Source organism: Acidovorax sp. KPB24-07, assembly GCF_057543315.1.
On the sequence record NZ_BAAJYS010000051.1, the window covers coordinates 1 to 19,713 of the forward strand.

The 19,713-nt window shown below is 68.1% G+C and carries 16 protein-coding genes; 8 read left to right on the forward strand and 8 right to left on the reverse strand.

Features of this window, described 5'->3' with window-relative positions:
* The coding region (locus tag AC27IQ_RS08650) for a lysophospholipid acyltransferase family protein (protein WP_487089219.1) at positions 1-439 on the reverse strand (439 nt) is incomplete at its 3' end.
* Positions 440-570: 131 nt separating this feature from the next.
* On the opposite strand from AC27IQ_RS08650, the gene metK reads away from it, so the two are divergent.
* From metK to AC27IQ_RS08670, 4 genes are all read left to right on the forward strand, one after another.
* Positions 571-1,752 (forward strand): methionine adenosyltransferase, encoded by a 1,182-nt coding sequence (metK, locus tag AC27IQ_RS08655; protein ID WP_284396627.1) that lies wholly within the window; start codon positions 571-573, stop codon positions 1,750-1,752.
* A gap of 193 nt (positions 1,753-1,945) precedes the next feature.
* Entirely contained in the window at positions 1,946-4,804 is a 2,859-nt protein-coding gene (locus AC27IQ_RS08660) for an ankyrin repeat domain-containing protein (RefSeq protein ID WP_487089220.1), read from the forward strand.
* 241 nt (positions 4,805-5,045) lie between these two features.
* Complete coding sequence (locus AC27IQ_RS08665) at positions 5,046-5,231, forward strand: DUF1328 family protein (protein ID WP_272567532.1); 186 nt, start codon at positions 5,046-5,048, stop codon at positions 5,229-5,231.
* Positions 5,232-5,244: 13 nt separating this feature from the next.
* On the forward strand, positions 5,245-5,691 hold the full coding sequence (locus AC27IQ_RS08670) for a hemerythrin domain-containing protein (protein ID WP_284429897.1): 447 nt from the start codon (positions 5,245-5,247) through the stop codon (positions 5,689-5,691).
* A 50-nt stretch (positions 5,692-5,741) separates the two neighbouring features.
* Here the strand turns inward: AC27IQ_RS08670 and AC27IQ_RS08675 are convergent, their stop codons facing one another.
* Complete coding sequence (locus AC27IQ_RS08675) at positions 5,742-6,422, reverse strand: NUDIX hydrolase (protein ID WP_487089221.1); 681 nt, start codon at positions 6,420-6,422, stop codon at positions 5,742-5,744.
* 179 nt (positions 6,423-6,601) lie between these two features.
* On the opposite strand from AC27IQ_RS08675, the gene AC27IQ_RS08680 reads away from it, so the two are divergent.
* The 4 genes from AC27IQ_RS08680 (at position 6,602) to AC27IQ_RS08695 (ending at position 11,771) form a co-directional block, all read left to right on the forward strand.
* Positions 6,602-7,477, forward strand: a complete 876-nt coding sequence (locus AC27IQ_RS08680; RefSeq protein WP_487089222.1) for a cysteine hydrolase family protein — start codon at positions 6,602-6,604, stop codon at positions 7,475-7,477.
* Between the two features lie 46 nt (positions 7,478-7,523).
* Positions 7,524-8,714: a nicotinate phosphoribosyltransferase gene (gene pncB, locus AC27IQ_RS08685; RefSeq protein ID WP_284425972.1), complete on the forward strand. Its 1,191-nt coding sequence runs from the start codon at positions 7,524-7,526 to the stop codon at positions 8,712-8,714.
* Between the two features lie 74 nt (positions 8,715-8,788).
* The gene (locus tag AC27IQ_RS08690; RefSeq protein WP_487089223.1) at positions 8,789-10,492 is read left to right on the forward strand and encodes an NAD+ synthase; all 1,704 of its coding nucleotides are present in this window, start codon (positions 8,789-8,791) and stop codon (positions 10,490-10,492) included.
* A 232-nt stretch (positions 10,493-10,724) separates the two neighbouring features.
* A complete protein-coding gene (locus tag AC27IQ_RS08695) occupies positions 10,725-11,771 on the forward strand; it encodes a bifunctional nicotinamide-nucleotide adenylyltransferase/Nudix hydroxylase (RefSeq protein ID WP_487089224.1) in 1,047 nt (348 codons plus the stop codon).
* A gap of 55 nt (positions 11,772-11,826) precedes the next feature.
* Here the strand turns inward: AC27IQ_RS08695 and AC27IQ_RS08700 are convergent, their stop codons facing one another.
* The 6 genes from AC27IQ_RS08700 to AC27IQ_RS08725 form a co-directional block, all read right to left on the reverse strand.
* Entirely contained in the window at positions 11,827-12,948 is a 1,122-nt protein-coding gene (locus AC27IQ_RS08700; RefSeq protein ID WP_487089225.1) for a peptidoglycan-binding protein, read from the reverse strand.
* Positions 12,949-13,066: 118 nt separating this feature from the next.
* Positions 13,067-14,323 (reverse strand): Zn-dependent hydrolase, encoded by a 1,257-nt coding sequence (locus tag AC27IQ_RS08705; protein ID WP_487089226.1) that lies wholly within the window; start codon positions 14,321-14,323, stop codon positions 13,067-13,069.
* A gap of 27 nt (positions 14,324-14,350) precedes the next feature.
* The gene (hydA, locus tag AC27IQ_RS08710) at positions 14,351-15,820 is read right to left on the reverse strand and encodes a dihydropyrimidinase (protein WP_487089227.1); all 1,470 of its coding nucleotides are present in this window, start codon (positions 15,818-15,820) and stop codon (positions 14,351-14,353) included.
* A 38-nt stretch (positions 15,821-15,858) separates the two neighbouring features.
* Positions 15,859-17,349 (reverse strand): NCS1 family nucleobase:cation symporter-1, encoded by a 1,491-nt coding sequence (locus AC27IQ_RS08715; protein ID WP_487089228.1) that lies wholly within the window; start codon positions 17,347-17,349, stop codon positions 15,859-15,861.
* Between the two features lie 94 nt (positions 17,350-17,443).
* Entirely contained in the window at positions 17,444-18,751 is a 1,308-nt protein-coding gene (gene preA / locus AC27IQ_RS08720; protein WP_487089229.1) for an NAD-dependent dihydropyrimidine dehydrogenase subunit PreA, read from the reverse strand.
* Positions 18,752-18,800: 49 nt separating this feature from the next.
* On the reverse strand, positions 18,801-19,713 hold a 913-nt coding region (locus tag AC27IQ_RS08725; protein ID WP_487089230.1), incomplete at its 5' end, for an FAD-dependent oxidoreductase.

A 19,713-nucleotide genomic window follows, 5' to 3' on the forward strand; every position in this document is an offset into this window, starting at 1 on the left:
CGGGTCGGTTGCGCGCGGTGGCCATCACGCCGGCCAGCCAGGGCTGGCGCGCAGGGCGATACAGGATGGTGATGGGTCCGCGCTTGGGGGCCCAGCGCTGGGCCGCGGCCTGCACCGACAGCTCGAAGCAGCCCAGGTGCGGCGTGAGAAAGACGATGCCCTTGCCCGCTTCCCAGGCCCGCTCCACCACGGCGGCGTTCTCGATGCGGCACGGCGTCTGCTCGCGCAGCCACAGGCGGGGCAGTTCGGCCGCCATGCGGCCGGCGTGGCCCACGGCCGCACGCACCTGTCCGAACGAATAGCCGGCCCGCGCCGCGTTCTCGCGAAAGCGCCGCCGGTAGGTGGGCGAGAGGCAGAAAACCAGCCAGCCCGCGGCCGCGCCGAGGGCATGGGCGAGCCAGAGCGGAAGCCGGGAAAGGAAACGGAAAAGGGTTGGCATTAAAATGGCGCGGTCGCTGAGTTAAATGAGCAACTTGCAGGGCGACGTAAAACAAATCTGCTAAAGCGTTCGCCAAAGCTCCCAAGGCTGAGGGCAACGCCCAAAATGCCGGAACACAGGAGTTTATTCAAATGGCGAACGATTTCCTTTTCACCTCCGAATCCGTCTCGGAAGGCCACCCCGACAAGGTCGCCGACCAGATTTCCGACGCGATTCTGGACGCGATCTTCAAGCAGGACCCCCGCAGCCGCGTGGCGGCCGAGACCCTCACCAACACCGGGCTGGTGGTGCTGGCGGGCGAGATCACCACCAACGCGCACGTGGACTACATCCAGATCGCGCGCGACACCATCAAGCGCATCGGCTACGACAACACCGACTACGGCATCGATTACAAGGGCTGCGCGGTGCTGGTGGCCTACGACAAGCAGAGCAACGACATCGCCCAGGGCGTGGACCAGGCGAGCGACGACCACCTGAACACCGGCGCCGGCGACCAGGGCCTGATGTTCGGCTACGCCTGCGACGAGACGCCCGAGCTGATGCCCGCGCCCATCTACTACGCCCACCGCCTGGTCGAGCGCCAGGCCCAGCTGCGCAAGGACGGGCGCCTGCCCTTCCTGCGGCCCGACGCCAAGAGCCAGGTCACGATGCGCTACGTGGACGGCAAGCCCCACAGCATCGACACCGTGGTGCTCTCCACCCAGCACCACCCCGACCAGAGCGAGACCTCCACCAAGATGAAGGCCAGCTTCACCGAGGCCATCATCGAGGAGATCATCAAGCCCGTGCTGCCCAGCGAGTGGCTCCAGGACACCAAGTACCTGATCAACCCCACCGGCCGATTCGTCATCGGCGGCCCGCAAGGCGATTGCGGCCTGACCGGCCGCAAGATCATCGTGGACACCTACGGCGGTGCCTGCCCCCACGGCGGCGGCGCGTTCAGCGGCAAGGACCCGACGAAGGTGGACCGCTCGGCCGCCTACGCCGCGCGCTACGTGGCCAAGAACATCGTCGCCGCGGGCCTGGCGCGCCAGTGCCAGATCCAGGTGGCCTATGCCATCGGCGTGGCCCGCCCCATGAACGTGACGGTGTACACCGAAGGCACGGGCGTGATCCCGGACGACCAGATCGCCAAGCTGGTGCAGGAGCACTTCGACCTGCGCCCCAAGGGCATCATCCAGATGCTCGACCTGCTGCGCCCCATCTACGAAAAGACCGCCGCCTACGGCCACTTCGGCCGCGAAGAGCCCGAGTTCACCTGGGAAAAGACCGACAAGGCCGCGGCACTGCGGGCGGCTGCGGGGCGATAAGCCCGCCCCGCGATCCGCGTGAACGGGCGGGAAGCCCGCCGCGCGGACAGCGCGGTCCGGTCGTGCGCAGGCCCATGTGCGAAGCGATGTGAGCCTGCGGGTAGCGCAACAGCGGCAACACGGCAACTGCTTCGGATGCGCGCACCGACCTCGCGCGCAGCCCCGTATGGTCCCGGCATCCCGGAGTCTGACCATGCAGATCACACCGCAATTCCACAAACCGCCCCGCGCGACCGCGGCTGCGGAGCCTTACGCGCCGCAAGAAGCCGTGCGCTACGAACCGAGCCTTGACGGGACTTCGATACCGGCTTTCGAAAAATCGGGCCGGGGCAAGCAGCTCATGACGCAGTACCGGGCAGGCATCGGCAAACTGAAAACCTTTCTCGAAGAACATCCCTCCTCCAGATCCCAGCAGTCCATCAAGGCGCTGGACATCTTCAAAAGCCGGGTGGAGGGTGGCATGGCAGGCCACTATTCCACCCAGATATCGCGCCTCTACGGCGAAGGCAAGGCCTCGTTGGACACCCTGTGCACGGCCGTGGCGGACCACACGATCCCGCTTTCCAGACGCATGGAAATCATCGAGAACCTGGCGTCAGGACTGCTGGTCTGCTCCGACGGCACCACGACCAACCTGATCATGGCCGCCCAGGACCTGAACTTGACCCAAGGCCTGCACACCCACGCCAAAAGGGTGTGGGAGGACATGCTGGACCAGGCGCTGCGCGACTTCAGCCAGTCCAAGCACAAAGGACTCGAACACTACGAGGTCAGCGAAATCCATTTCGTCAACGGTTACCGCAATTTCCTGGCGGATCAGTTCGGTGTCACGGAGCGCAGCGACAGCTTCGTCGATGTGCGCACCGTCAGCGCCCACGTGCAGGAGGCCGCGGCGTTTGTGCAAGCCCGCGTGAACCCGGTCGAGCTGGTTCGGCAACTCGCCGAGGAATGCCTGAGCGAGGTGAAGGAGCGTTTCAGGCCCCACCTGGGCCGCCCGCTGACGGAGGAAACGGCGGGCCAGTTGCACAAGGCGTACAGCGAATCCATGGAGGCCGGATTGCAAGGGCGGTTCGGCAAGATTCCCGCCTGGGTCGTCATCTCGGAACACGAGCCCACCGGCGATGAAGACGCGCCCTATTCCGTTCTCGAGCATCCCGCACTGCTGATGCGCGTCATCGCAAAGAACCTGAAGGAACAGGGGCTGCTCGACAAAGAGAAGTTCGAGGTCGTCGATACCGTATTGACGGACGAGGGCAACCGCCGGATCAAGCGCATTGCCGACGGAGATTTCTACGTGAAGGAGATGGACAAGGCCGGCGGGGTCGGCTACCGCGGCATGCGGCTGTCCGACCTTTCTCCTGCCGTGGAGTGGCCGTCCGCGCTGCTCATGAGCGCCCTCACTGCGACCCAGGACCCCGAGGAGCTGCGCAGCCTCGATCCCGCCAAAGTCTGGAACATGGTCCGCAACGGCACCTCGGCGACGAGCACCCAATGGCAGGCCGCCCTGATGCATCCGGCATTGAAGCGCTACCGGGAGGCCTCCGCGGAAGCGGAATTTTTCCTGCTGAACCAGGCAGCGGAGGAGGTGGACAAGCTCCCGGAGCAAGAACGACCCCAAGCGGTGGCGCAAAGCCTCATGGCCGGCGACCTGGCGCTGGCCAGCTTGCTGGTCGTGTTGCCCATGCCATCGTCATGGAAAGACCAGAATCAAAACACCCTGCTCCACCACGCCGTCGCTGCGGGAGCCGATTCGGTCGTGACCCTGCTCGCGTCCGCTGCGGCACTGCAAGCGGTCAATGCCCGGGGGGACACGCCCCTGATGCACGCAGCGCGCTATGGCCAAACCGCCATGGTCCACAAGCTGCTGGGCGCGAGTGCTTCGATCGATACCCGCAACAAGAATGGAGAAACAGCCCTGTACCTTGCAGCCCAGGCGGGCGACGTGGCCTCCGTGGGCATCCTGGTGCAGGCGTCCCTCAAGGACCCCAAGAACCGCGGCATGCTGGACCAGAAATCCAGTACCGGCAGAACGCCGCTCATGGTGGCCGCCGCCGCTGGCAACGAGGTCCTCGTGCAAATGCTGCACCGCGCCGGCGCCCAGGTGGGCGTGACGAGCAGCGACGGCAGGACGGCACTGCACGAGGCGGCTCGCCAGGGCCGCATGGGGGTTGCACGGCTGCTGCTGAAGGCAGGCGCCAAGCCCAATGCCTATACCGGGATGTTGCACGGCGGCGTGACGCCGCTGATGGAGGCCCTCGACAACGGCCACTACGAAATGGCCACCATGCTGGTGAGCCGCAGCCATTTGAACCAGCGCGACTGGCGTGGGGAATGCGCACTCATGCGGGCCGTGGGGCAACAGAATGCCCGTGCGGCAAGGCTGCTGATCGATGCCAAGGCGAACGTTGATCGCGACACTCGGGACGGAACCACGCCGCTGATGCGAGCGGCGGAAAGCGGCAACGTCGCGATCATGTCCCTGCTGCTGAAAGCGGGCGCGCAGGCCGATCGCAGAACCGAGCTTCGGTATTCCGCCATTTTCGCGGCCGCGAAGAATGGTCACGCACCCGCTGTGGAACGGCTTTTGGATGCGAAAGTGAATTCGACATCGACCGATCTGGACGGTCTGACGCCCTTCATGCTCGCGGCCCGCAATGGGCATGCCGAGGTCATGGAGACCTTGCTGAAGAAAGAAGCCGCCGGCGACGTGCACGCCACCAAGTTCTATGGGGAAAACGCCACCATGCTGGCGGCGTCGAACGGCCACGCCGAAGTGATCGCGCTGCTGCTGCGCCACGGTCTTGCGGGCAACCTGGAACGCTGGTCCGGCGAATCCTCCGAGACGGCTCTGACCCAGGCAGCGGCTAACGGACATGCGGACGTGGTGAAACTGCTGTTGGACGCGGGCGCGCACGGCAGCCTGGCGCGAGCCGAACGATTGGCGAAATCGAAGGGCCACCCCAAGGTATTGCATCTGCTGGTCGAAGCCCGGAACGCCAATAAAAAAGCCAGCCAGTCGGCCCCCGGCACGAGCAAAAGCACAAGCGCCTGAGCCGCGAACGGCCGCCACGTGCCGCGGGTCATCCATCGCCACTACGGCCAATTGCGGTCATGGCTTGACCTGCGCAGTGGCTGAACGGGTGCGACGGGCGGAAGAAGCCCTTGCCCTCCCCGCGCCGGCTGCCGCTTTGCCCGCGCACCTTTCCTACAGCCGCAGCCCCGCTCTGCTGACGCCCGTGACGCGGCAGCGCTGAAATGATCGCTCCATACCTCATCCCACCGGAGTCCTCACCATGCTGAAATACGCCATCGTCTTCGCCATCATCTCTCTCATCGCTGGCGCGCTGGGGTTCACCGGGGTCGCTGCGGGCGCTGCCGGCATCGCGAAGATCCTGTTCTTCATCTTCCTGGTGATCGCCGTGGTCTTCGTCGTGCTGGCCGTGCTGGGCATCGGCGCGGCACGCAAGGCGCTCAAGTGAAGGGGCCGCGCGCATGAACATCTTCGAAGCCCTGCGCGAAAGCCACGAGCGGCAGCGCGACATGGTCCGCCAGGTGGAGGCCACCAGCGGCGACACCCCGGAGCGGCACGAGCGGTTCATCGAGCTCAAGCGAGAACTGGCGGCGCATGAGTTGGCCGAAGACCGCCACTTCTACCGGCCGCTCATGGAGCACGATGCCGGCATCGACCTGTCGCGCCACGCCATCGCGGAGCACCATGCCCTGGACGAACTGGTCGAAGACCTGGAGGCCGCAGACCCCGGCAGCTCCGCCTGGCTGGCGGTGGCCAAAAAACTGGGCGAGAAGGTGCGGCACCATCTGGAGGAAGAGGAACATCGGTTCTTCCAGATGGCCGGCAAGCTGCTCACCGAAAAGCAGAAGACCGAACTGGCGAAGCAGTACCTGCAAACCTACGACGAAGCCAAGGCGGTCGCCGCCTGAGATGCGTCTTGCTCCGTTCGTCCCAGGCCCCGCAAGGGGCTTTTTTCTGTTCAGAGCGCGCGGGACGACAGTGCCAGGGCCTTGCGGAACGCGGGGCGCAGGCGGTACATCTGCGCGGGCCGGTGGGCACCGCCCTGCACCAGGCCGGGCACGGGTTCGAGCATGTCCAGCTCGTCCATCTTGCGGCGAAAGCTCACCTTGTTGAGCGGCTCGCCCAGCACCGCCTCGTACACCGCCTGCAGTTGCGGCAGGGTGAACGCGTCGCCGCACAAATGCACGGGCATCGAGGAATACAGGCTCTTGCTGCGTACGCGCGCCAGCGCCGCATCCACCATGGCGCGGTGGTCGAACGGCAGGGGCGGCAAGTCGTCGACCGGCACCAGCTTCACTCCCTGCCGGGGCGGGATGCCCTGGAGCGCCTCGCCAGGCACCAGCGCGCAATAGGCCACCGCCAGCGACCAGCCCCGCGGATCGCGCGCCAACCCCGAGAACGTGGCGAGCTGCTCCAGGTAAGGGCTTTGCAGGCCGGCCTTCTCGCGCAGCACACGCGCGGCACTGGCCTGGGCATCGGCATCGTCCTGCGCGTGGATGTAGCCCCCCGGCAAAGCCCACGCGCCGGCATAGGGGGCCTTGTCGCGGCGCACGAGCAGCGCGTGGAGGGCGCCGCCCTGCAGCGTGAGCAGCACGGTATCCACGGTGCAGATGACGGTGGGCGAAGCGGCGGAGGACATCGAGGGGATGGTTATGTGCAGGATTGGACGAACGAGCCTACCACTCCTGGAGTGCCAATGCCACCCATCCAGTCCCTTCGACCGGTTTTTCATTTCCTGACAATGCCTTTTGGCCCACTTAGTTGCAAAGTCAAACTAACAGGAATAGACTGCACCCATTGCCCCGAGGACCTTGCACCATGACCCGATCCATGAACCGCCCCTTGACGACCCAGCTGCTGGTGATCGACCCCCAGAACGATTTCTGCGACCTGCCCACCGATTGGCAGCCGGCGCACCCCCTCACCGGCCAGTCCATCACCCCCGCCTTGCCCGTGCCCGGCGCCCATGCCGACATGCAGCGCCTGGCCGCCTTCATCCGGCGCCAGGGCCCGGCGCTGGAGGCGATCACCGTCACGCTCGACTCGCACCAGCGCTACGACGTTGCGCACCCCCCGTTCTGGCGCCAGGGCGATGGCGGCGAGGTCGCCCCGTTCACGACCATCACCGCGGCGCAGGTGCGCGCCGGCGCGTTCGCCCCGCGCGATGCCGCGGCCCTGCCCCGCGTGCTGGCCTACCTGGACGCGCTGGAGGCACAAGGGCGCTACACGCTGATGGTGTGGCCCGTGCACTGCGAGATCGGCAGCTGGGGCCACGGCGTGCATGCCGACGTGCTGGCCGCCTGCGGCGCGTGGCAGGCACAGCGCCAGCGCGCGGTGCACCCCGTGTTCAAGGGCACCAACCCCTGGACCGAGCACTACAGCGCCATCGAGGCCGAGGTGCCCGATGCCGACGACCCCGCCACCTTGCTCAACACCCGGCTGCTCCACGCCCTGGGGACAGCGGACCGCCTCGTCATTGCGGGCGAGGCCGGCAGCCACTGCGTGCGCGCCACCACCGAGCACATCGTGCAGCACCTGCCCCGGCTGCAGCCGGGCTGGCGGGCGGACCGCCTCGTGCTGCTGACCGACTGCATGGCGCCCGTGGCCGGCTTCGGTGCGCAGCAGCAGGACTTTCTGGACGCGCTGCGGGGCCAGGGGGCGCAACTGGCCCGCAGCGATGAAATCCGCCTCTAGCGCAGGTTCGCTCCCGGCATCCCTTCCTAAAAACATAGCAAACGCCATGCAACCCGTCATCACCAGCCTGCTCGATACCGACCTCTACAAATTCACGATGTGGCAGGCGCTGCTGCACAGCCACCCGCAGACGCAGGCCGAGTACCGCTTCGTCTGCCGCAACCGGCCGGCCTATCCGCTGGCCGAGCTGCTCGGCGAAGTGAACGCGGCGCTGGACGCGCTGTGCACGCTGCGGTTTTCCCCCGGTGAGCTGGACTACCTGGCCGGCCTGCGCTTCATCAAAAGCGACTTCGTGGACTTTCTGCGCCTGTTCCAGTTCCAGCGCGCGTTCATCGAGGCACGGGCCGAGGGCGGCGACCTGCACATCGTGGCGCGCGGCCCGCAGGTGCATGTGATGGGGTTCGAGATCTTCGTGCTGGCGATCGTGAACGAGCTGTATTTCCGCCGCTTCGACCCGGCCGCGGCGCTGGCCGAAGGACGCCGCCGGCTGGCGGACAAGATCGCGCACGTGCAGGCGCTCTCGGGCGAGCCCGAGCGCACGCACCCGTTCGAGATGTTCGACTTCGGGCTGCGCCGGCGCTACAGCGGCGCTTGGCAGCGCGAGGTGGTGCAAGCCTTCGCACAGCAGGCGCCGCAGTGGTTCAAGGGCACCTCCAACGTGATGCTGGCGCGCGACCTGAACCTGGTGCCCATCGGCACCATGGCGCACGAGTATTTGCAGACCTACCAGGCCCTGGGCGTACGGCTGCGCGACTTTCAAAAAGCGGCGCTGGAGGACTGGGTGCAAGAGTACCGGGGCGACCTCGGGATCGCGCTGACCGATACGGTGGGCATGGACGCCTTCCTGGCCGACTTCGACCTGTACTTCGCCAAGCTGTTCGACGGCCTGCGCCACGATTCGGGCGACCCGGTGGCCTGGGGCGAGAAGGCGCTGGCGCACTACGCCCGCCTGCGCATCGACGCGCACACCAAGCGGCTCGTGTTCTCGGACGGGCTGAACGTGGACAAGGCGCTGTCGCTGCACCGCCATTTCAGCGACCGGGTACAACTGGGCTTCGGCATCGGCACGCAGCTCACCAACGACATGGGCGTGGCGCCGCTCAACATCGTGATGAAGATCACCCACGCCAACGGCCAGCCGGTGGCCAAGCTCTCGGACAGCCCGGGCAAGACGCTGTGCGACGACGAAACCTACCTGGCCTACCTGCGGCAGGTGTTCAACGTGCCACCGCCATGAGGCGCCGCGGCACGCCGCCGCCCCGCCACCGAACCATCGCCGCTTGAAGAAGAAAGACAGAAAGGAAAGACCCCATGCTCCGCATCACCCTGGCCCAACTCAACCTCACCGTGGGCGACATCGAAGGCAACGTCGAGCGCATGATCGCCGCCGCGCAGGAGGCCGCGGCCGCGCAGTCCGACCTCGTGGTGTTCTCCGAGCTGTCGCTGTGCGGCTACTACCCGGGCGACCTGCTGGAGGAGCCCGCCTTTCTCGAACGCCTGGACGCGGGCCTGGCGCGGCTGTGTGAGGCATCGGCCGGCCTGCCTGCGCTGCACTGGGTGGTCGGCATGCCGGTGCGCACGCCGGGGCCGGGCAAGCGGCTGCTGAATGCGCTGCGGGTGCTGCGGGCGGGCGAGGTGCGGCTGTCGTATGCCAAGCAGCTGCTGCCCACCTACAACGTCTTCGACGAGCGCCGCCATTTCGAGCCCGGCCCGGACGTGGCCAAGGTGCTGCGCATCGGCACCTCGCAGGTGGGGTTCATCGTGTGCGAGGACGGCTGGAACGACAGCGGCGCCGACTACCAGACCAACCCCTTCCAGCGCATGGCCGATGCCGCGCCCGACCTGGTGGTGAGCATCAACGCCAGCCCCAGCCACATCGGCAAGCGCGAACTGCGCCACCAGGTGTTCGGCGATGCGGCGCGGCGGCACGGCCTGCCCATCGTCTACGTGAACCAGGTCGGCGGACACGACCAGCTGGTCTATGACGGCGCCTCCTTCGCGGTCGAGCCCGAGGACGGCGTGGTCTTCGAATCGCGCCGCTTCGAGGAGGACGTGTCCACCGTGCAGCTGCTGGACAACGGCCACTTCGCCCGGCTGGACGGCACCGACCTGCCGCCCGTGCCGCGCGAGGGCCTGCCCACCATGGCGTTCTATCGCCAGCAGATCGTGCTGGGCCTGCGGGACTATGCGCGCCGCTGCGGGTTCACCCAGGCGGTGGTGGGCAGCTCGGGCGGCATCGACAGCGCGCTCACGCTGGCGCTGGCGGCCGAAGCGCTGGGGCCGGAGAACTTGGTGGGCATCACCATGCCCTCGCGGTTTTCGTCCAGCGGCTCGGTGGACGATTCGGTGCAGCTGTGCCGCAACCTGGGCGTGGTGCTGCACACCCATCCCATCGCGGACCTGGTGGCGGGCTTTTCCGCACAGTTCGAGACGAGCTTCGGGCAGCCGCTGCGCGGCCTGCCGCTGGAGAACGTGCAGGCCCGCATCCGCGGCACGACGCTGATGGAGTTTTCCAACGCATTCGGCCACCTGCTGCTCACCACCGGCAACAAGTCGGAAATCTCGGTGGGCTACTGCACGCTGTACGGCGACACCAACGGCGGCCTGGGCCTGCTGGGCGACCTGTACAAGACCGAGGTGTTCGAGCTGTCGCGCCACGTGAACGAGAACGCGGGGCGCGAGATCATTCCCCAGGCCATCATCGACAAGCCGCCCTCGGCCGAGCTCGCGCCCGGCCAGAAGGACGACGACAGCCTGCCGCCCTACCCCGTGCTGGACGAGATCCTCAAGCTGCTCATCGAAGGCGAGGGCCTGTCGCGCGCCGAATACGCCAACGCCCAGGCCTTCGCGCGCCAGCTGCAGGCCAGCGCGGACGGCCGGGCCCTGGCACACCGGGTGCGCATGCTGGTGGCGCGCAGCGAATACAAGCGGCGCCAGGCCCCGCCCATCGTGCGTGTGCGGGCCAAGGCCTTCGGCACCGGGCGGCAGATGCCGATTGCGGCGCGGTATGTGTGAGGCGGTGGCCTGCGCCACAGAGAGGTTTGCATCAAAAATGCCCCCAGCGCAATCATCACTAGGGCATATAGCTATAATTTTTATAGCAGGCCCATGAATCCGGCCGCGCGATGACCCATGCGGAGCGGTCGGTGCATTCGCAGCGCCCGCCGCCCGCCCCCGCCCGCCCGGCTACATTCCCAGCAGCCCCGACGGCGCCGCTCACGGCGCGGGGCGCCCAACCGGAACACACATGTACGACACCGCCATCTACATCGGCCGCTTCGAGCCCGTCCACAACGGCCATCTGGCCCTTTTGCAGCGCGCGCTGGACAGCGCCAACAACGTGATCGTGGTCATGGGCTCGGCCTGGCAGGCCCGATCGCCCAAGAACCCGTTCACCTGGGCCGAGCGCGAAGCCATGCTGCGCAATGCCCTGCCCGAGGCCGACCGGGCCCGGCTGACCGTGCTGCCCGTGCGCGATCACTACAACGAGGCCCTGTGGGTGGCGGCGGTGCTGCGCGCCGTGTCCACGCACGTGCTGCCCGATGCGCGCATCGGCCTGGTCGGCCATTTCAAGGACGCGACCAGCAGCTACCTGGACGCCTTCCCCGGCTGGTCGCTGATCCCCATGGACCGGCAGGGCACCATCGATGCCACCGCCATCCGCGACGCGTATTTCGGCGCGGCGCCGCAGGGCGTGCTGACGGCGCTCGGCCCCCTGGCCGACCAGATGCCGGCCAGCACGCTCGAATTTTTGGACGTGTTCGCCCGGCAGCCGCACTACGCGGCGCTGCAGGAAGAATGGCGCGTGCTGCGCAGCTACCGCGAATCGTGGGCGCAGGCGCCGTACCCGCCGGTGTTCGTGACGGTGGACGCGGTGCTTCGCTGCCAGGACCACGTGCTCGTCATCCGCCGCGCGCACGCCCCGGGCAAGGGCCAGCTGGCCATGCCGGGCGGCTTCATCGAGCAGCGCGAGACGCTGTGGCAGTCGTGCCTGCGCGAGCTGGCCGAAGAGACGCACTGCGACGTGCCCGACGCCACCCTGCGCCGCGCACTGCGCGCCACGGCCGTCTTCGACCACCCCGACCGCAGCCAGCGCGGGCGCACCATCACGCACGCCCACTACTTCGACCTGGGCGATGTGCCGTTCCCTGCGGTGCAGGCCGATGACGACGCCATGCAGGTGCAGTGGATACCGGTCGCGGACCTGGCGGCCATGGAAGAGGCCTTCTTCGAGGACCACTTCCACATGCTGGACCACTTCTTGAACCTGACCAGCGCGCACGGCGCCGCTTAGGGGCTGGCCGCCCGCCCCCAGCGGGCGCGGACGACCACCTCGAAGCCGGCAGCCGTTACTGGCTCAACTGGGCCGCAGTAGCGGCGTCGAGCCGGCCGGTGATGGGCAGGCCGCGCTCCTTCTGGAAGGCACGCAGGGCGGCCGCCGTCTTGGCGCCCATCGCGCCATCGGGCGTGCCGGTGTCATGCCCCAGGGCGTTCAGCTTGGCCTGCGCATCGCGCAGCGACAGGCCACCGGTGGCCGACGACACGGGCTGCGCGCGCGGCGCCGAGGTCTGCGACGGCGCGGCGCCGCCATCCACCCCCAGGCGACCGCCGCCGCCCAGGCCCTGGCCCTTGACCGACTGGGCCTTGTAGCTGCGCAGCGAACGCACCATCTGGTTGAAGGCGTCCATGAAGGCCGCGGCGATCACCTTGCCTTCGGCCGTGTTGCTGTAGCCGCCCAGGCGCGCGCCGCCCGAGCCGCCGAACAGCTGGCCCACGGCGCCGAAATCGGTCTTGGAGGCGCTGCCTTCCGAGGCAGCGACCTGCACGCCGGAGCGGTGGTCGATGAGGGTGAGCAATGCGCTCGCTTCCTTGGTGTTCAAGCTGCCGCCCAGCGCGGCCAGCAAGCCGCCCGCGCGCCCACCCACCAGGCCGCCCAGCGATGCGGAGGCCCCGCCGGCGTTGTCGTTGTTGAACACGATTTCCGGGGACAGGCCGTAGTCGGAGGCGACCATCTGGCCCTTGCCGAAGTTGCTGCCGCCGCGCATTTCGCCCGACTGCATGATGGCGCGCTCGCGGTCCATGGCCGTCATGCCGGCCGCGCCGCGCTCGATCACGACGAAGCAGTTGGACTGCTGGACCAGCAGGCGCAGCAGGTTGGCCGTGGGCGGCAGGCGGTATTCGTTGCGCAGGATGGTGTACCAGCCGGCCTGCTGGTTCTCGATCAGCGAGACGGTGCCCAGTGGCGATTCGCAGCGCTCCAGCTCGCTGCTGGCGCCTTCGGTGGCACCGCCGGCCGCACTGCCTGTGGCCACGGTCTTGGCATCGGGGTTGCCCATGCGCATGTTGGTGGTCTCGCAGCCGGCCAGGGCCAGCGCGGCCACCACGGTGGCGGCCACGAGGGTCGCGCGGGCGGGGGTGGAAGGGAAGCAGGCGGAGGCAGCGCGCCCATCGGGCCGGTTCGGTGTCGTCATGGAAGGCATGGCTTCAAGCAAAGCGTTGAACGTTATGCGCTGCGGGGGCCTGCCACAACCCCACCGGGGGAGGGTTGCTGTAACACGGCGGCAGGCCGCCGCCCCAGCCACGCACCATTCAGGTGCCGGCGCGTTCCAGCATGGCATGCAGCAGCACGTTGCAGCCAGCGGTGATGTGCTCGGGTTGGGCGTCTTCGATCTCGTTGTGGCTGATGCCGTCCTTGCACGGAATGAAGACCATGCCCGCAGGTGCCAGGCGCGCCATGTAGACCGCATCGTGCCCCGCGCCCGACACGGCTGGCATGTGGCTGTAGCCCAGGCTGGCGGCCGCCCGGCCCACCGCGTCCACGCAGTCGGGGTGGAACACCTGCGCGGGGTAGCTGGACACCAGGTCGATCTGGATCGGCAGGCCGGTTTCGGCGCTGAGCCGGGCGGCGACGTCGCGGATGTCCCGGTCCATGCTTTCGCAATCGGCGTCGGTGGCGTTGCGCAGGTCGATGCTGAACTTGACCTGGCCGGGGATCACGTTGCGGCTGTTGGGGTGCACCTGCACCATGCCCACCGTGCCGCGACCGTGCGGCGGGTGGCGGTGCGCGCAAGCCACCACCTCCTGCATGAGGCGCGTGGCAACCTGCAGCGCATCCTTGCGCAGGGCCATGGGCGTGGGGCCGGCATGGGCCTCCATGCCGGTCACGGTGCAGTCGTACCAGCGGATGCCGAGCACGCCCGTCACGACGCCGATGGTCTTGCCGTGGTCCTCCAGCACCGGGCCCTGCTCGATGTGGGTCTCGAAATATGCACCGATGGGGTGGTCGCCGGGTACCTGATCGCCCACGTAGCCGATGCGCTCGAGCTCGCCCTTCACCGTCTTGCCTTCGGTATCGGTGGCGGCGTAGGCATGCTCCAGGGTGAAGGCCTTGGCGAACACGCCCGAGCCCATCATCACGGGCACGAAGCGGCTGCCTTCCTCGTTGGTCCAGAAGGCCACCTCGATCGGCGCCTCGGTCTCGATGCCGTGGTCGTTCAGCGTGCGCACCACCTCGATGCCGGCCAGCACGCCGTAGTTGCCGTCGAACTTGCCGCCCGTGGGCTGGGTGTCGATGTGGCTGCCGGTCATGATGGGCGGAAGGTTGTTATTGCGCCCCGGGCGGCGCATGAAGCCGTTGCCGATCTGGTCGATGGTGACGGTCATGCCGGCCTCGCGCGCCCAGCGGGTGACGAGGTCGCGGCCCTGCTTGTCCAGGTCGGTGAGGGTGAGGCGGCAGACGCCGCCCTTGGGCGTGGCGCCGATCTGCGCCAGCTCCATGAGCGAATCCCACAAGCGCTCGCCGTTGACGCGCAGGTGGCTGATGTCGGTTCGGGTGGTCGTGTCCAAGGTGTTCTCCGGATGCGTGGGCGGCCGTCAGCGGGCGACCGCGGTAGGGGCGAGGTCCTGCGCGCGCTTTTGCACGGCCTGGAACTGGGGGCCGAACGCGGGGCGCTTGATGTAGCGGCCCCGGCCCGGCTCGGCGCGCAGGTCGCCGTTGGCGAACACCACGCGCCCCTGGCTGATGGTGTGGCTGGGAATGCCGCGCACGGTGCGGCCCTCGAAGATGTTGAAGTCGCCCTTGCTGTGCTGCGTCTTCGCGGAAAACGTCTTCGTGCCTTGCGGATCCCAGAGCACCAGGTCGGCATCGGCCCCGGCGCCGACGAAGCCTTTGCGCGGGTAGATGTTGAAGAGTTTGGCCGCGTTGGTGGAGGTGATCGCGACGAACTCCGAGGGCGTGAGCCGCCCGGTGTTCACGCCGCCGTCCCAGATGGCGGCCATGCGCTCTTCCACGCCGCCGGTGCCGTTGGGGATCTTGGCGAAGTTGTCGCGGCCCATGGCTTTCTGCGCAGCGCAGAAGGTGCAGTGGTCGGTGGCCGTGGTGTGCAACTGGCCCGATTGCAGGCCGCGCCACAGCGCCTCCTGGTGGCCGCCCGAGCGGGGGCGGAACGGCGGGCTCATCACGTGGGCGGCGGCGGTGGCGAAGTCCGGGTCGCGGTACACGCTGTCGTCGATCAGCAGGTGGCCGGCCAGCACTTCGCCGAACACGCGCTGGCCCCGGGCGCGGGCGCGGGCGATGGCCTCGGCCGCCTCGGCGCAGCTCACATGCACCACGTAGATGGGCACGCCCAGCACGTCGGCGATGGCGATGGCGCGGTTGGCCGCCTCGGCCTCCACCATGGGCGGGCGGGCCAGCGGATGGCCCTCGGGACCGGTGATGCCCATCTTGGCCACCTCCTGCTGCAGCAGGTAGACGAGTTCGCCGTTCTCGGCGTGCACGGTGGGCATGGCGCCCAGCTCCAGCGCGCGCCGGAAGCTGTTCACCAGCGTTTCGTCGTCGCACATGATGGCGTTCTTGTAGGCCATGAAGTGCTTGAAGCTGTTGACGCCCTCTTCCTGCACCAGCGTGCCCATGTCGGCCCGCACCTGCTCGCTCCACCAGGTGACGGCCACGTGAAAGCCATAGTCGGCCGCCGATTTCTCGGCCCAGCCGCGCCACTTGCGGTAGGCCTCCATCATCGGCTCCTGCGGATCGGGGATCACGAAGTCGATGATGCTGGTGGTCCCACCCGCCAGGCCCGCCGCCGTGCCGGTGAAGAAATCGTCCATGGTGACGGTGCCCATGAAGGGCAGCTGCATGTGCGTGTGCGGATCGATGCCGCCCGGCAGCACGTACTGGCCGCTCGCATCCAGCGTCTCGGCACCGGCAGGCGCCTCGCCCGCCACATCGGGGCCCACGGCGGCGATGCGGCCGTCCACGCACAGCACGTCGGCGTGCTCTTCGCGGTCGGCATGCACCACGGTGCCGCCGCGGATCAGCACGGCGTTGGAAGGGGTCGGGCTCATGGCAGGTCTCCTGAAGGATGAAGGGGTGGTCGCCGTGCTCAGGCGCGGCGCAGCGGAGTGGGTGCCGGGCGTGCCTGGCCGGCCATGCCGAGGCGGTACACCACGGCGGCAATGGCCAGGCCGATGAACCAGGCATAGGCATAGATCTGCTTGAACACCTCGCCCACACCGGGGAAGGTGGCCGGGAACGCCGCGTTCAGAAAGCCGGGAACGTTGGGCGCCACGCCCAGCACGAAGGCCACCACGGCCACCGCATTCCAGCCGCCGCGGTAGCGGTAGGCGCCGCGCTCCTCGTACAGCGCGGCCACGTCCAGCTCGGTGCGACGCACCAGGTAGTAGTCCACCATCAGGATGCCGGCCACCGGCCCCAGCAGCGCCGAGTAGCCGATGAGCCAGGTGAAGATGTAGCCCTGTGTCGATTCGAGGATCTTCCACGGCATCATCGCGATGGCGATGCCCACGGTGATGTAGCCGCCCACCCGATAGCTGATGCGCGACGGGCTCAGCGCGGAGAAGTCGTACGCCGGTCCCACGAGGTTGGCAGCGAGGTTCACGCTGACGGTGTCGATCAGCAGGATGATGAGCGCGATCAGCACGGCCGCGCCCGTCATGCGGCTGGCCAGGTCCACCGGGTCCCACAGCGCCTTGCCATAGATGACCACCGTGGCCGAGGTCACGAACACCGCCAGCGCGGCCAGCAGGCCCATGGGCACGGGCAGGCCGATGGCCTGGCCTACCACCTGATCGCGCTGCGACCGGGCAAACCGCGTGAAGTCGGGAATGTTGAGCGCCAGCGTGGCCCAGAAGCCCACCATGGCGGTCAGCGACGGCCAGAACACGGCGCTGAACTGCCCCGCCTTCTTGCCGCCGGGCGCGAACTGCGAGGGCTGGTCCAGGATGGGCCCGAAACCGCCCGCTTTGTCATACGCCCACCACAGCAGCAGAAAGCAGATGACGATCTTGATCGGCGCCGTCCACGTTTCGAGCTTGCGGATGGACTCGATGCCGTGCACCACGAAATAGAACTGGATGGCCCAGAACACCAGGAAGCACACCAGCTGGCCCAGGTTGATGCCCAGCCCCGCGATCTTGTCGCCCTCCAGGGGATGCCCGAGGAGCACGCCGGCCAGCGTGTAGATCATCATGCCGCCAAACCAGGTCTGGATGCCGTACCAGCCGCAGGCCACCAGTGCGCGCAGCAGCGCCGGCAGCTTGGCGCCGCGCGTGCCGAACGACGCGCGCGCCAGCACCGCATAGGGAATGCCGTACTTGGCCCCTGCGTGGCCGATGAGCAGCATGGGCACCAGCACGATCAGGTTGCCCAGGAACACCGTGCCCACCGCCTGTCCCCACGACATGCCGCTGTCGATCAGGCTGGCGGCCAGCGTGTAGGCGGGGATGCACATCACCATGCCCACCCACAGGGCCGCGAAGTGGTACCAGCGCCAGGTGCGCTGGTGCGGCTGGGTGGGCGCCAGGTCGTCGTTCCACAGTTCGTTGCTGGCACCGGGGGCATGCAGGGTCTTCATGGGGCTGTCTCCGAGACGTTGCAGACAGGCTGGCAGGCGGAAGGCGGGCGCGAAGGTGCGCACCAACGCGGGCAATGGGCCGCGGCAGCGCGGCTCAGGCGGCCACGCGCTGCGGGTTGTTGGGGTGCATGGTCCAGTTGGCGTACTCGCCTGTCACCACCTTGCCGGTGCGCGCATCGACCTCGCCAGGCGCGAGGCTGCGCAGCGTGATGCATTCGGGCACGGGGCAGATCGACACGCACAGGTTGCAGCCCACGCATTCGGCCTCGTTCACCTCGAACCGGCGCACGCCGCCATCCTTGGTGAAGGTGATGGCCTGGTGCGACGTGTCTTCGCACACCACGTGGCAGCGGCCGCACTGGATGCAGGCATCTTGGTCGATCACCGCCTTGTCGATGTGGTTCAGGTCCAGCTGCTTCCAGTCCTTGACCGTCGGCACGGCCTGGCCGCGGAAGTCGTCGAGGGTGTGGTAGCCGTGCGCGTCCATGAAGTTGGACAGCCCATCGCACATGTCCTGCACGATCTTGAAGCCGTACACCATGGCCGCCGTGCACACCTGCACGGTGCCGCAGCCCAGGGCGATGTACTCGGCCGCATCGCGCCAGGTGGAGATGCCGCCGATGCCGCTGATGGGCAGGCCGGCGGTCTGCGCGTCGCGCGCGATCTCGGCCACCATGTTGAGCGCGATGGGCTTGACCGCCGGGCCGCAATAGCCGCCGTGCGAGCCCAGGCCGCCGGTGCTGGGGCTCATGGCCATGCGCTCCAAGTCCACGCCCATGATGGAGTTGATGGTGTTGATGAGCGACACCGCATCCGCCCCGCCGGCTTGGGCAGCGCGGGCGGGCTGGCGCACGTCGGTGATGTTGGGCGTGAGCTTCACGATCACCGGCAGCCGGCTGTAGTGCTTGCACCAAGCTGTCACCATCTGGATGTATTCGGGCACCTGGCCCACGGCGGCGCCCATGCCGCGCTCGCTCATGCCGTGCGGGCAGCCGAAGTTCAGCTCGATGCCGTCGGCCCCCACGTCCTCCACCATGGGCAGGATGCGCTTCCAGCTTTCTTCCACGCAGGGCACCATGAGCGAGACGATCATTGCGCGGTCGGGCCAGTTGCGTTTGACGCGGCGGATCTCGTCCAGGTTGGTCTTCAGCGGGCGGTCGGTGATGAGCTCGATGTTGTTGAGCCCGATCACGCGGCGGTCCTGCGACATCAGCGTGGCATAGCGCGGGCCGTTGACGTTGACCACGTGCGGGTCTTCGCCCAGCGTCTTCCAGACCACGCCGCCCCAGCCCGCCTCGAAGGCGCGGGTGACATTGATTTCCTTGTCGGTGGGCGGTGCGGAGGCCAGCCAGAATGGATTGGGGCTCTCGATGCCGAGAAAGCGGCTGCGGATGTCTGCCATGGGAAATGCTCCGGGGGTGCGGGGTGTTGGAGGGAGAAGGCGCCGGCCGTCAGCCGCGCAGCGCCTCGCTGATGGAGAGGGCGGCCACCTTGCCGTGCTCGACCGCCTCGACCGTGAGGTCGCGCCCGCCGGCACGGCAGTCCCCGCCGGCCCACAGCCGCGCCACGCTGGTGCGGCCCATGTCGTCGGTGGCGATGCGCCCGCCCTGCAGGGCCACCGTGGGACCTGCATGCTCGGGCAGGTAGCTCTGGCCGATGGCCTTGAGCACCATGTCGGCCTCCAGCGTGAAGGATTCGCCCGTGTCCACGAGGCGTCCACCCGCCAGGGCCGTGGCCGCGAACCGCATGCCACGCACCACCCCGCCTTCGCTGAGCAGTTCCTTCGGCGCCGCCCAGTGGCGGATGGCCACGCCGTTCGTCTGCGCCCAGCGCTGCTCCACGGCGGAGGCAGACATGCCGTCGGCACCGCGGCGATAGACGATCGTCACCTCTTCGGCGCCCAGCTTGCGCGCCTGCACGGCAGCGTCCACAGCCGTCATGCCGCCGCCGATCACGACCACGCGGCGGCCCACGGGGACGGTCGAAAGGTCCTGCGCCTGGCGCACGTCGGCAATGAAGTCGACCGCGTTGCACAGCCCCTCGACCTGCGGCTCGGCGATGCCCAGCGCATTGACGCCCGCCAGTCCCAAACCCAGGAACACGGCGTCGTAGGCCTGAAGCAGGCTGTCCACGGTGGCATCGCGGCCCAGCACCTGATTGCAGCGCACCTCGATGCCGCCGATGGACAGCAGCCATTCGATTTCCTTTTGCGCGAAGCCGCCCGTGGTCTTGTAGCTGGCCAGGCCGTATTCGTTCAAACCGCCCAGCTTGGGACGCGCCTCGAACAGCACCACGTCGTGCCCGCGCACCGCCAGGCCATGGGCGCAGGCCAGCCCTGCGGGCCCCGCGCCCACCACGGCCACC